At 49.4% G+C, this 13,523-nt stretch carries 10 protein-coding genes and 1 pseudogene; 2 read left to right on the top strand and 9 right to left on the bottom strand.

The features are described from left to right. Positions 1-22: 22 nt before the first annotated feature. The 6 genes and pseudogenes from ACYQ2L_RS02970 to ACYQ2L_RS02945 all read right to left on the bottom strand — a co-directional run bounded on the left by ACYQ2L_RS02970 (position 23) and on the right by ACYQ2L_RS02945 (position 7,320). Positions 23-718 carry a hypothetical protein gene (locus ACYQ2L_RS02970; protein ID WP_460050880.1) on the bottom strand — a complete coding sequence of 232 codons (696 nt, stop codon included), beginning with the start codon at positions 716-718 and terminating at the stop codon, positions 23-25. 2 nt (positions 719-720) lie between these two features. After that, complete coding sequence (locus tag ACYQ2L_RS02965; protein WP_460050878.1) at positions 721-1,665, bottom strand: esterase/lipase family protein; 945 nt, start codon at positions 1,663-1,665, stop codon at positions 721-723. A 51-nt stretch (positions 1,666-1,716) separates the two neighbouring features. Continuing rightward, positions 1,717-3,987 carry an SUMF1/EgtB/PvdO family nonheme iron enzyme gene (locus tag ACYQ2L_RS02960; protein ID WP_460050876.1) on the bottom strand — a complete coding sequence of 757 codons (2,271 nt, stop codon included), beginning with the start codon at positions 3,985-3,987 and terminating at the stop codon, positions 1,717-1,719. An 81-nt stretch (positions 3,988-4,068) separates the two neighbouring features. Next, positions 4,069-5,160, bottom strand: coding sequence for a tRNA dihydrouridine(20/20a) synthase DusA (gene dusA, locus ACYQ2L_RS02955; protein WP_460051151.1), 1,092 nt, complete (start codon positions 5,158-5,160; stop codon positions 4,069-4,071). 27 nt (positions 5,161-5,187) lie between these two features. Next, positions 5,188-6,312: pseudogene (gene mnmA / locus ACYQ2L_RS02950) on the bottom strand (tRNA 2-thiouridine(34) synthase MnmA); the annotation flags it as partial. A gap of 48 nt (positions 6,313-6,360) precedes the next feature. Next, positions 6,361-7,320, bottom strand: coding sequence for a PilZ domain-containing protein (locus ACYQ2L_RS02945; RefSeq protein WP_460050874.1), 960 nt, complete (start codon positions 7,318-7,320; stop codon positions 6,361-6,363). A gap of 223 nt (positions 7,321-7,543) precedes the next feature. Between ACYQ2L_RS02945 and ACYQ2L_RS02940 the strand changes: the two genes are divergently transcribed. Both ACYQ2L_RS02940 and abc-f read left to right on the top strand, forming a co-directional pair. Then, a complete protein-coding gene (locus tag ACYQ2L_RS02940; RefSeq protein WP_460050872.1) occupies positions 7,544-8,320 on the top strand; it encodes a hypothetical protein in 777 nt (258 codons plus the stop codon). A gap of 274 nt (positions 8,321-8,594) precedes the next feature. Beyond that, on the top strand, positions 8,595-10,322 hold the full coding sequence (abc-f, locus tag ACYQ2L_RS02935; protein ID WP_460050870.1) for a ribosomal protection-like ABC-F family protein: 1,728 nt from the start codon (positions 8,595-8,597) through the stop codon (positions 10,320-10,322). Between the two features lie 37 nt (positions 10,323-10,359). On the opposite strand, the gene ACYQ2L_RS02930 is transcribed toward abc-f, so the two are convergent. The 3 genes from ACYQ2L_RS02930 to ACYQ2L_RS02920 are packed head-to-tail and all read right to left on the bottom strand — an operon-like array spanning position 10,360 to position 13,486. Then, entirely contained in the window at positions 10,360-11,190 is an 831-nt protein-coding gene (locus tag ACYQ2L_RS02930) for a PTS sugar transporter subunit IIA (RefSeq protein ID WP_460050868.1), read from the bottom strand. Positions 11,191-11,193: 3 nt separating this feature from the next. Next, entirely contained in the window at positions 11,194-12,438 is a 1,245-nt protein-coding gene (locus tag ACYQ2L_RS02925) for a cation:proton antiporter (protein ID WP_460050866.1), read from the bottom strand. Continuing rightward, positions 12,431-13,486 carry a hypothetical protein gene (locus ACYQ2L_RS02920; protein WP_460050864.1) on the bottom strand — a complete coding sequence of 352 codons (1,056 nt, stop codon included), beginning with the start codon at positions 13,484-13,486 and terminating at the stop codon, positions 12,431-12,433. Before ACYQ2L_RS02920 ends, ACYQ2L_RS02925 begins: the two co-directional genes overlap by 8 nt. Between the last annotated feature and the right edge of the window lie 37 nt (positions 13,487-13,523).

Here is a 13,523-nt window from a genome sequence, read left to right as displayed (position 1 = left end):
CCTGATTTTTATGCAGCGGTATTTATTGAACAGGCAGTTTTTCAACTGTGCAGATCTCATCAAGTATTTCGATGATTCTTGCATGGTCTCCCCGCCGCAATGTCTCACCAGAATCCCGGGAGCGCATATACAGCTCCACCTCACGCTCATACCGACGCACAGTGCCTTTCCCGATCTGACCGGGAAGGACTGGTACTGTTATTACCGCCTCATCGAATAAATATTCATTTATGCTGATAGTGGAATCGAGATCACGCCTCGCAAGTGATCGAATAAACCTGGCAGCCAGTAGAATTCCAGCTCCTGCCCCGCCGCTCCAGGCGAGAACTTCCAGGAGTCCATAGCCTGTAAGAATCCCGAAGACGCCGGTAGGTCCTGCTCCCAGACAGAAATACACCAGATTCCGCAGCAAGGAGAGAGATCTGCTTACAAATCTAAAGAAACTCCGGTTTGCAGGCATTTTCTCATCCGAAGCCAACACAGAAGAAGATTGATGCCTGCTGCTGCCGTCCAACAATTCATCGGTCTCCATGGGGGATTCACTATCAGATGAATCTACGTCCAGTGAATCTCCATCGAAGGAGTCGGAGTCGGAGTCAAGGACATCACTACCGTCGCTGTCGTTGCTGTCGTCACCCAGAAGTCCGAACATATCGACCAGAGTAACCCCGAGTCCAAAAACGGCCATTGAGGCAAATATGAGAAGTAAAGTATCCATAGTTATCGGGAAGTATAGCCCTCTTCGAGCTCCAGAACAACATCCACAATAAATTCAAGATACGGAAAGCCCATGTTGTTCCAGAAATCGTTCATTCCGACAACATCCTGGTGGCTTACCTGTTCATACCCGTATATTTCATTGACAATTCCCCTGAAATCGCCCCATTGCGCTGAGGAAACCGAAACAAGACCATCATTTGCCCCTTCTTCCTCTGAAAAAGCCAATGCAACTCTTGCCCAGAGAGGATTTGGATATTCCTCGGTGATTGAAGAAGCATAACTTACATACCGTACGGATGGATGATCCAGTACTTCTTCATTAAATTCCGCCATATATTGCCGGGTCAACTGGTCTGCAGCCATCTCTGAATCCGGAGAAGAATCTCCGATAAAACGGGCAAACCAGTCTACCACTCTAGCTACAAGTTCTTCTGCATTGCCGACATTTTCAGCTATGGTATCTGCAATCCAGGTCCCGCGATGAGGGGTGGCGATCGTTGCCAGTGCGGCTACCCTGTCTCCATATTCAAGCTTGCTTATGAGATACCGAGAATCCAGACCTCCCTTGGAGTGGGCGATAATATATACCTTGCTGCTACCGGTCTCTGACAGAATTCGATCAATGTCCTGAGCAAGAAGGGCAGCATTGCTTTGAATTGAGCCAAAAGCATCCCGGCTGCTGATAAATGCATCAGCACCAAGTTCGCTCAAATGTTCCCGTTCCTCAGCAAAAGTGGCAATCAGATCCACATCACTGCGGCGCGAAAGCCCATCGACAAGAAGAATTGGAAAGCTGAGGTTGGAGAGCGGCGCCTCGGACTGAGCATCCGCCTGATCCTCAGCCGGGATATCGGATTGCGAATTGTTAGGCTCCGATCTTCCGGCGGATGTGAACAACAGGATACAGGCGATGATGCCGCACAACAAACACAGTATTTTTCTCACGGGATAACTCCTCTGCAGTACTCTACTGCTACTCTACTCTGCTGTATTCCTCTATTCGCGGCTGCGAACAACCCTGAATCCGGTTCTGGTTGTTGCATACCAGGGCTCTATACCATCCCGTCTACCGATCTGGAGAAGGCTGTTAACATAACGCCATGCTCCTCCCCGTGTTATTCTCTGTGTCCCTGTCGAAGCGCCGCGGTAATCCGATTGCTCGGCAGCGGGATACTCAGCCCACCAATCCCAACACCACTCCCATACGTTCCCGCTCATATCGTATATTCCGAGGGCATTCGGCCCTTTGCTTCCGACCGGTTGTGTTTTCGGGCCGCTTCCGGTATCGGCATTATCGAAATACCATGCTACTAAGGAACTCGCCGTTTCATTGGTCCAGGTTGCTGTTGCTCCAGAGGCAAAGGTATGAGGTGTCCACTCAAAACCGTCCCGGTAACTTGCTGCAAACTGCCATTCACCTTCGGTGGGTAAACGATAACCTGTAGCATTCCAGTTCACGAAGGGATTATCCTGTTGACCAGCAGCAGTCTGGGGACTGTTTGCGGTAGAGCTGCTGCGGACTGGTTGTGTCATGGCCCTGTCTATGTAATACACTGGTTCCAGCCCCTTCATTTCACTGTAGGCATTCAGCCAGGCAACTGAATCTCTCCAGCTGACAGTACTTACGGGTTCATGAGGAAAACGTTGCGGTTCACGCCCGATTGGTCCATGACTTCCTTCACGCCCTGGCCTGCCAATGTCATAGCCATTCGCATCGGCCCAGCTCTTTACAGCATACCAAAGCTCGTATGTCACCGGATAACGGGCTATCTCAAAGCTGGTAACACGATTATAGAACTGCCGGGGATCTCCTTCTGTCGCACGCTGTAGAAATGTTCCTCCCGGAACAACGACCATATCCCTGTACTCAATACCGGGAAAAGCGTACAGCCACCGCGCATAATATTCGCGTTCACCAACTGAAGAGGCCGGAATATGGGTGATCCTGTCACCTTTGTACTCGGGATTATCGAACCAGCCATCAAAATGATATGAGGCTCTTTCAGCTGGCAGAAGGTTGATCTGATTTTCGATTATCGTATATACAACAGGATTTTCAGGATGATTAACAGCATCGTACATACTGGAATATCTGATAGAATACTCCACAGGAGACCAGACCGCAGTCAGCACATGATCACGATCTGTCTGCACAATTGATTCAGAGCTGACACGCACTCCATCGGATTCCCTTGTCCAGCCCAGAAAATGGTACCCCAAACGTTCCAGCACCGGCAGCGTGCCATAGGTAGAGTCAAAGGTCACTGTTACTGAAGAAGGATTCCGGACATCGTCAGCAGCAGAATCAAACCTCAGGGTATACCGCTCGGGATTCCATCTGGCGTATAACAGGATATCGCGTTCTGTTCCCTGAACTATGCGCCTGATCTGATTTGCCTGCGCACTCGGTCCATCATGCCAGGCAGTGAACCGGTACCCACGGCGAACAGGATCAAGCAGAACGACATCGGCAGAGCGACTGCTGTATGAAACGGGATTATCTGGATTATTTCTGCCATCGAAAAGGTCATGATACCTTATTGCATAGACGTCAGTTGCCCAGACAGCATAAAGGATAGTTTCCCGAATTTCTCCAGCGGTGAAATTACCACGATCCGCATATGTAGCCTGTCCGTCCGGACTGCGTGACCACCCTGCAAAAACAGTGCCGGTAGGTGCGGAGAACTGATTCTCATTCAGCTGAACCGCTAACTTCTCTGCAACAGTCTGCGGCTGCATATTTCCCCGCCCACCATTGGCGTTGAATACTACCCCAGGCAGTTTCAACACACGCAGCAAATATTCATTGATTTCAGTTTCTTCACGCTGGATACTGGCAGTTAGCAGAACATCCTGATCTGATTCAGAAAAATCGGGTCGATTAACTTCTCCGTTAATGCTGATGTATTCCGGTTTCGAACTTTGCCAGGAAACTGCATTACCCATACTGTCTGTGTCTGGAAGTATAACTGCATTTCTCACATTGCCCGGATCATCGCCGGGAGCAAATTCAATATGCAGTTCGGGAACAGCTGGGGAATCGGTTCCGATATCTGCCCGGTCATCCGATTCGTCGCCCTGCTCGTCATACGCTTCGGTTTCGGTTTCATCCACTGCGACAGCTGATTCAACCGCCTCAACTCTGTGTTCAGTCAGCTCTGTTTCCACTCCGCGATCGACTTCAGCTGAACTGTCTGATTCCGTACAGGATGCAAGCACAAAAAGCAGCAAGGCACAAACCAACAGATATTTCCACAACTTATTCATCGCCACCACCCCCTTGACGCTGACTATCTCGTTAAAGTTTATTCAGGAAGCAGAGAAAGAGCAATACATGTTTCTACATGGCTAATCAGCAGAGGCCGGTAGTTGCTCCATCGCCTTGCGAAGAACTTCCGGAGCAGATGTACCGGCAGAAAGTTCAGTGCTGATTGTTCCCCGCCAGCGGCGTGCCCCGGGCATACCATGGTAAAGACCCATAATGTGACCAAGTGGCGGTCTGGGATAATCACTGTCCCAGCGTGTTTCCAGAAAAACTATAAGACGATCGATAATTTCACGACGGTCAGGAACATGTGTCCTGCTCCTGAATATCTCACGTTCAATATCCGCAAAGAGGTATGGATTATCGTAGGCTGCCCTGCCCAGCATGACCGCATCGACATGAGTCAGATGCCTGCGGATTGAGTCCACTGAATCAATGTGACCGTTAATTTCTATCTCGAGATTCGGATATTCCTGTTTCAGTCGGTATACATCTTCATATCGCAAGGGGGGGATTGTTCTGTTTTCTTTTGGACTGAGCCCAGCCAGGATTGCAATCCGTGCATGGACTGTCAGTCTTTCGACCCCTGATGCGGCTACCTGTTCCACGAACTGACAGAGCTCTTCAAAACTCTCCCGTCCGTCAATGCCGATACGATGCTTTACAGTAACAGGCTTGCTGGTGTTTTTCCGCATTATATCTACCAGACGGGCAACCTTATCGGGTTCTGCCATCAGGCAGGCTCCGATTCCACGATGCTGCACACGGTCGCTTGGACAACCGACGTTAAGATTTATTTCGTCATACTCCCAGTCATCAGCTATGGCGACTGCTTTACCGAGTTCCCAGGGATCGCTTCCACCTAGCTGAAGTGCGATCGGTTTTTCCTCTGGATAGAAATCCAGATGCCTGGATCGTTCGCCATATACTATGGCTCCAGTACTGATCATTTCGGTATACAGCAAAGTATTAGGCGTGATCTGACGCAGAAACCAGCGGAAAAATCGATCGGTACGATCCATCATGGGAGCAAGACTGACCGGGTACGGAGAAGTGAATCCTTCCCGATCCGGATGCTTGCGTTCACCAGTGAGGAATTCAACTCTGCTGCCGACTTTCTTCGCATCTGAAGTCTCACCTGAGGAGGCATCTGAAGAATCCGTTCTTCCGGAGATTTTTCCTGAGCTCAGTTCGTCCGCACAGATTCGACCTCCGCCGATACAGTATTCACCGGCATAGAGAACGGCAAACTGACCGGGAGCAATGCCCTGATCTCCATCATTAAGCTGCATTCTGCCGCTGAGGGGATCAAGTGTACAGGAAATCAGTTCAGGCCCATGCCGCAATTTAGTGAGAAGTGTATACTCCTGCCCCCAGGAACCGGCAGGAAAACCTGTCTGCTCAGGCTCTGGAATTGTCCAGCTCAGGTTCTCGATTCTGAAGGTACTCCGTCTGGCTTCGTCACGATGACTGCTATGGGAAATATAGACAACGTTCTGATCTACATCTTTTCCTACCACATACCATGGGCCATTACCCAGACCTATCCCCTGACGCTGACCAATAGTGTAGTACCAGTAGCCCTTGTGTCGACCGAGTTCTTTTCCGCTTTCTCGCTCGATTATCGGCCCGTCCTGCTCACCAAGATAATGTCCTACGAATTCCGGATACCGGATTTTACCAAGAAAACAGATTCCCTGACTGTCCTTGCGATCCTTTGTTGGCAGATCAAACTCCTGTGCCAGCTCCCGAACCTGGGCTTTTGTATAATCCCCAAGTGGGAAGAGTATACGCTGCAGCTGTTCCTGGGAGAGATGACTCAGAAAATAACTCTGATCCTTGACAGGATCCGGTGCACGGCGCAAAAGGCAGAGATCGGCTGCGCCAACAATAGAGTTCCGATGCACAAATGAAGGTGGTGTCTGGTCACTTCTGATACGCTCAATCCGGGCATAATGACCGGTTGCAACATAATCATAATCCTCCTGGAGCTTGTCCCAGAAAGCACCGAATTTTATACGCTGATTACAGAAAATATCCGGACTTGGTGTACGACCGGCACGAAGCTCGGAAACCGCATATTCTACAACACGATCATAGTATTCCTGCTGAAGAGGCAGAACCCTGAGCGGGACGCCAGCCTGACTGCAGACAGCCTCGGCATAGGCAAGATCTTCCTCCCAGGGACAGGAGCCCATGTAAGCCATTTCGTCTTCAAGCCAGATTTTGAGATAATAGGCACATACATCTGTATACCCCTGCCTGAGCAGCAGATTCAGAGCAACGGAGCTGTCAACTCCGCCGGAAAGCAAAACAGCAATTTTCATGCTGGCCATTGTGCCGAATTCCTTCAGCTAAATAAAGGGGGCCAGGAATCAGCCGAACAGCAAACGATACAGACGATCTCTACGGCTTTCTCCCATATTATCAAAATCTATGTGCAACACTGTATTATGCTTTGAGGTGCGAACAACTCTACCTATGATGTGCAGCATGGTTTCTGTATCAGAACGGAAACTGAGACTGATATCATCCCCGGCAGAAAATGCTTTTTTTGGATTAACTACGCTGGCTCCGCCGCCTCCCAGATCAATAAAACGAGAAGGAAAGACCTGATCCCTCTCCCCTGATCTATGCATATAGCAGGGAATACTGATTTTTTTCCTGAAATACTCGCGTCGCTGAACACGCCGAAGCTGTTCGCTGTGAGTCAGGCTGAAAACTCCGGAGGAAAAATTAATAAGATATGCTGAAAATGCATATACTCCAGTTGCATCATGATATACGATCTCAACCTCGGATTTAGCTGGAAATGGCATATCCTTCGTACCGGACTGAACCCTGAAGGCTCTTTCAGTCGGCTCCAATACTTTCCCCTCTACGGGTGAATGCGGTTTTTTCAGTAGTATAACAGGAGAGGTAACCGGTATCTGCTTACTTGATTCTAGTATCATACCGGATCTCCGCTTGTTGAACCCAAGCTTGTCACGCAGCGCTGAAATCTGTGCCTTTGTCAGCCGGTCTGTATGCAGAGCCTTTTCTGCGCAGGCATTGAATATGGCTTGATTCTCCATGAGCATATAACTCCGTTCATTGGACCGAAGAAAGGCTGCGAGCTCCGAGAGAAGAACCTCCTCATCCGCAGTTATTGAATGCCGCTTGAGCAGGGTTTGATATACTTTTTGTGAGCGCTTTTTTATCTGAGCCTGCTCCTGACGGCGACGCAGATAGCTGACTGAAACAAAAAAAACCAGTAACAGCAGGAGAAAACCTAGAGATAGCGCTATCTCCAGGGGAGATCTGGTGAAACCATCCAGAAAATCCTGTAACTGCATTATTTTCCTCCAGCGTCCATGATACCACTCGAAACAGTTTTCGGACAGCCTTTTAAAATCAGACCTTACAGAAGCACTGCAGATGAATTTTCTGCCACCGGATAGCTGATAATTTTACATTAGATCTTTCTGCAATTTCCTCATGAGATTTCAGAAAAATCACTTGTACAATTCTGCCTGGAAGATTATGATAAAAAAATATCTTATTACAAGGAGTAACTGTATGAGAAAAATTTCTCTAATTCTGATTATTGCGGTTCTTGCTGCATCTCTCATCGCCTGTGGTGATGATCCTGTAGCACCTACCGGCTTTGCTGGCGGACAGACCGTTGAGGCTTATAACTATGTTCATGGTGGATATGTTGGTCGGGCTGTAGTGCAGACAGCTGAAGACGGAAGCCTGCAGGCTGAACTCGATGAAGCATTCCTACCCCATACTCTTGCACAGGTTGACATTGAAGCCCCTGAGTGGAATGAAGACAACACCGTATATTATCTCAGCCGAGGCAACCAGGTTCGCACTGCGAAATATATTTCCTACAACGGCACCAACTATGTCGGCACAACCGTCGGTGGAGCAGTAATCTACGTTGCAGCTGATGATGAAGGAAATCCGTCAGGTGGACAGGATCTCGAGCTGATTATCATCCGCAGTGAAGCCAACATGAAGACCTACTGGGACAGCATCGCACAAGGCGGATTTCAGGTGTACACCGAATTCGGCGGACAGGGTCAGGCTGTAACTACTACCGCCTCAGGATCTCTGTACAAACGTGGTTCCAGCTACTGGAACTTTGGCGATCTTGGATGGCAGGGAAATATCGACGCTGTTGAAGAAGCAGCCGCACGTTTCGGAACCGGTTTTACTCTTGACGAAATGGTCCGGGGAAGTGACAACAAATGGCTGCTCGCTGATGCTGTAACAGGTGCCACCCTGTCTGATTTCAAGGACTATTTTGGATTGATTCAGATGGCTGTCGGCCGCCTGAAGATGGAATAGGCTGTTTCAGCCATTCGTTGACATACAGCATAAACAGGAGTAATGTAGAAAAATGCGTATTGCAGAAATTTTAACAGTCCGAACAACAGGAGCAGCTCGACCCGAGGGGAGAGGTGTATCTGCTGCTTGGGGCTGTAATGAGTTTTTCGCAACGCGTTAAATTACTTATTGCAAGTTAATCAACAAAGCCGCAGGACACCAGGTCCTGCGGCTTTTTTTCTGTCCTGTACGGTGAACAAGTCAGGTCCTGTGTTCTGCGAAAAGAGAGGAAAAAATGATTATTCAGGGACAGAAAATTACGGTACGTCCAGCTGGGGCCGACGTTCTTTCAGGGGCATGCTTTGCCATACCAGCAGGAGTAAAGATTGGTCTTGTTGGACCGAACGGCGGCGGGAAGACTACGCTCTGCCGTTTGATCACCGGAGAAATCAATCCGGATGCAGGAACCGTTTCTGTGCAACGGGGATTGAAAATCGGCTGGGTACCTCAACATCTCAATGCAGATCCGGAAACAAGTGTGATCCAGTACCTGATGCCGGATATTCTTGTAAAAAGACAGGAGATGGAGCGCCTGGAAAATGCCATGGGCCGTACTGATCAGGAAGCTGAAGCGCTGGAACGAGTCCTGCTGAAGTATGGAAATCTGCGTGAAGAATATGATGCTCTTCAGGGGGATCTTGCTGAAGTCAAGGCAGAGCGGATTCTCATGGAGATTGGTCTTGAAATAGATCTGTACGCAAAGGTCATGCAGCTATCCGGCGGTGAACGCAATTCACTGGCGCTGACTCGGGCGCTTATGGCGGATCCGGATGTACTGGTACTGGATGAACCGGGTAATCATCTCGACTTTTCCGGTATTGAACGTCTGGAAAATGTAATTCGCGATTTCAAGGGAACGGTGTTACTGGTCTCACATAACCGCACACTGCTTGACCGCTGCGTGGACAGGATCTGGCAGCTGGATGGAGGACAGGTTCTCGAGTTCTCGGGTAACTACACCGACTACAAGATGACCCTCCTTCAGAATTCAGCTGCCCAGCTTGCACAATACAGTGTACAGCAAGCCAAACTGCGGCGGCTTGAAGCTCTGGTACAGCGCTTTGAGCAGATCGCCCGTGCTACAGGTGATCCAGCCTGGGGTAAGCGCCTTCGGGCGCGAAGAACCCAGCTTGAGAAGAACAGGGAACAGTCTATTGATGCTCCGGATATTGGAGGGAGACCGATCGAGGTCCAGATATCCAGCAAAAAATCCCAGGCTGACATCGCTGTTGATATACGGAATTACAGCAAAAGCTATGATGGAATGCCAGTTCTTGATACCCTGGATTTCAGGATACATTCAGATGAAAGGGTCGGACTGTTCGGCCCTAACGGCTGTGGAAAAACAAGCCTGATACGGGACCTTGTAACAACCGGGCACTGGGATAATCCGGAAATGAGGATCGGCCCGAGCTTCAGGCTTGGCTATGTTTCACAACACAGAGAACAGTTCTCCGGTTCGGAAAGTCTCGTGAACACTCTGAGAACAGCTAGTGGCTCAGGAGAAAAGGAAGTCAGCTCGATGCTGAGCAGACTGCAGTTCAGCAGGCAGGATTTTGAAACTGCTGTGAACGACCTGTCCGGAGGAGAATACAACCGGCTGCAGCTCGCTGTCCTGCTGCTTCAGGGCGCTAACCTGCTGGTGCTGGATGAGCCGACTAACCATATGGATATTCCGAGCAAGGAAATAATCGAAGAAGCACTGGCAGAAAGTGAAATCACATTATTAGTGGTATCACATGACCGTTATCTTCTTGATGCTGTGGTTGACAGGCTGCTGGTAATAGAAAACAGACAGATTATTGATTTTCCAGGTCGTTTCTCCGAATACCGGGCACAGAGCCATCCGGAGATCAATGTCCAGGATAATGCTGAAAGAAAGACGATAGAAGCTGCGGCTGCGGCATATATCAGAGCAGGCAATCATAAATCAGCCCGCAGAATTGCCCGCAAGCTGAGTTGATTCGTAAACATGGCGGCAGAATCTGCCGCCATGTTTACTACATCATCTTCATTGATCCCCTGACCGTAGCTACATCGATCAGCATAATCATTGCCCCCTGATGAGTATCGAGATCACCAGTAAGCTCTTCGATTCTGCGTATGAGTTCTGCTGACTGTTCTTCCTCAACAAGGGCGATTATGGTTTTGGAAATATTTTTACGCTCCTGCATGAATCCAATGAAACTGGCAAATATCGGGACATCAGAAATGTGCGCACCCATTCCTCCTGATTCAAGTATAGTAGCTCCGTCAATGCCCATCTCTACCATAAGCTCCAGTATATTCTGCAGATATTCCTGCATATATACATTGATAATAGCCATTTTCTTCCCACTGGCTTTAGAGGCACCCGGAGCATGGCGTACTGCACCGGTATGACGCAGTATAGATTCCACAGCCGTTTCTGTACTTCTGGCGGCCAGAAGCTCCTTCTTCAGACTGGTATGAGCCAGTGCCCGCGAAAGAGTAGCCAGTGTCCTGAGGTGCACATTCACCTGTTCCGGTGGTCCGAGAATGAGAAGGAAAACCTTGACCTTTTTTTTATCCAGTGAGTCAAAAGACACCCCACGATGCGAGACACCTGTAATAACAATAAATCCAGACAATCCCGATATCCTGGCATGTGGAATCGCAATCTCATTTCCAAAGCCTGTTGATCCCTGCTGTTCCCGCTCGAGAAGCAAGCGGTAGACCTCCCGGACATTTGTACCGGAAGCAGCAGGATGGGCGGCCGCGAGTTCAGCCAGTTCCAGCAAGGCGCCTTCCTTGTCCCTGGCACGCATTTTCACCGTGCAGAATTGGGGTTGCAGAAAGTCAGTTAATTCCATTTACTACTCCTCCGCGATGTTGCCGCGCTGAATCGCGATTTTTGATAAGGGGGGACCGGCGATCTCATTAACCAGTACACCGAAGAGTACTATACCGACTCCGGTGTCGATGAGCTGAGAGACAAAGGGATCGGCATCCAGTACTAATCCCTGCATAACCAGCACAAGACCAAGAGCTACACCAGCCTGCGGGAAAAGTGATATGCCGAGAAATCGACGAATCGGTCGTGGGACCCCGGATATTTTAGCTCCAAGCCTGGCTCCGGTATATTTTCCACCAAGACGAAACAACACGTATGCAAGTCCTAAAACCAGCAGCACAGGATCGGTCAATAATGACAGCTTGAGCTTGGTCCCGGCAAGGACGAAGAAAAGCGCATATACAGGGGGTGTCAGAGGCTCAAGGGTACGAAAAACCCGCAGGTTTTTCTGGGTTATATTTATTAGTGAAGCCCCGGCTGCGATCGAAAAAAGCAGAGGAGACAAGCCGAAAACCTCCATAGAAGCGATCCCGAGCAGCAAAAATCCAAGGGTAATAATAAGTGTTTCCCCTGGTTTTTCCACCTTGGGAACAACTACGTGAATAAGAAAACCGAAAACAAAGCCACAAACCAGGGTGATTCCCAACCTGCTAAAGGTTGAAACAACCAGAGCCCCAGCAGACAAGCCTGCAGTGAGGCCTAATGCGGCAGGGGCAAAAGCGATAATAATCGAAAAAATAACGATAGCAAGCACATCACCGAGTGCGACAGTGCCGTAAAGATAATCAACATAACTTCCACGGGCTCTCAGACTCTGTACGATTGCGACGGTTGCCGCCGGGCTGGTTGTCCCGGCTATTGCTGCCAGCAACAGGGCCATTATCGGAGGCATCTGCAGTAAAACAAGGGCTATTCCGACACCGACAAAACAAAAACCATACTGCAAGGCTGTAATCCAGCCGACCTTCCTGCCTACCCTCTTCAGTTTGGGCCAGAAAAGCTCGGCTCCTATGGTGAAACAGATCAGTCCGAGAGCAACCTCAGTGACAATAATGAGATCAATCTGGCCCTGCCTGGTAATCAAGCCGATCATCTGAGGCCCGAGCAGCATTCCGGCAATTATGAATCCGGAAATGTCCGGAAGCCCGATGTGCTCCGCAGCATGTGCCAGGGCATAGCCAAGCACCAGCATTGCCCCAAGAGCAAACAGTGGGTGTGCCTGAAAAAAAATAATCAACTCAGTTAATCCACTGAAAAAATCAGTCATTAATACTCCGTTTCCCTGAATAAGGCAGTAATTTCAGTACCGGATGGAGGCCACGCTTGATCAGACTGGTAATCAGTACAGATATCAAAGCGATGGTACCCAGCTTGCCACCGGTTCCGCCGAAACTGGTCGAGGTCAGAATGAATATTGCTCCAGCGGCGAATCCGGCAGCAAGACTTTCCAGTCCCCCGGACACGCGATGTCTGGCGGACATACCTATAAATCCGGTACAAAAAAACACAAGTGAGAGCTGCAGCGTTTCATCCCCGGCAAGACCTGCATAGCGAAAAAATGCCAGCATGAGCGCAGCTGTAAGTCCTGTCAGAGAGGATGCCGCGACGGGCCCCAGCGAACTCCTGTGCTGCAGCTCATAGGTGCTCAGTGAACCCGCAGCAGCTGCAATAAGAATAGGAACCCAGAATGATTGATCAGGGAGCGTCATTGCCGGAAATTCCTTCCGCATGAGAATAGCAGTGCTCAGGGTACCTATGTATGCAATGGTGCCCAGCTTGCCTCCCCATCCGTCCAGAACCGGCATCAGAACCAGGAAAAACAGGGCAGTCACGAGTGCTGCAATAATCATACTCAGCGGTGGAAAGAGCACTGTGCTCATCATCCCGGCAAATGATCCACAGTACGCAGCCGCAGCATAAGGACGTATTAATATATGAGCTGCAAGACCGACTGTGGCTGAAGCCATTACAGCATCCAGCGGTGTAAGACGCTGCAGAAAATAAGTCCCTATAACACCTGCTATTACAGAAACCGCCATTGTTCCGGATTTTCTGACATAATCCGAGAGACAATCCTGCCCGCTCCCGCGCTGATGTCTGCAGGACACAGCACAATCACATAGACTTCTACTCTCGAGAATCAATGCAATAGCCAGTAATAACATGAGGCCAGACAATATAGATGCAGTAAGTACACCTTCAACACCCTGCAGACTGACAGCAAGCAGAGAAATTGTGACGGCGCACACCGCTGTAAAACCGATCCGGATTCGTTTCATTGCAGTAAAGAAATGTACCATAAGTAAAACACTCATACAATAAGCTGGAAACCATGCTTGACCGATTAAACCA

Source organism: Spirochaeta dissipatitropha, assembly GCF_054657935.1.
This window is presented reverse-complemented; position numbering and strand designations above follow the sequence as displayed.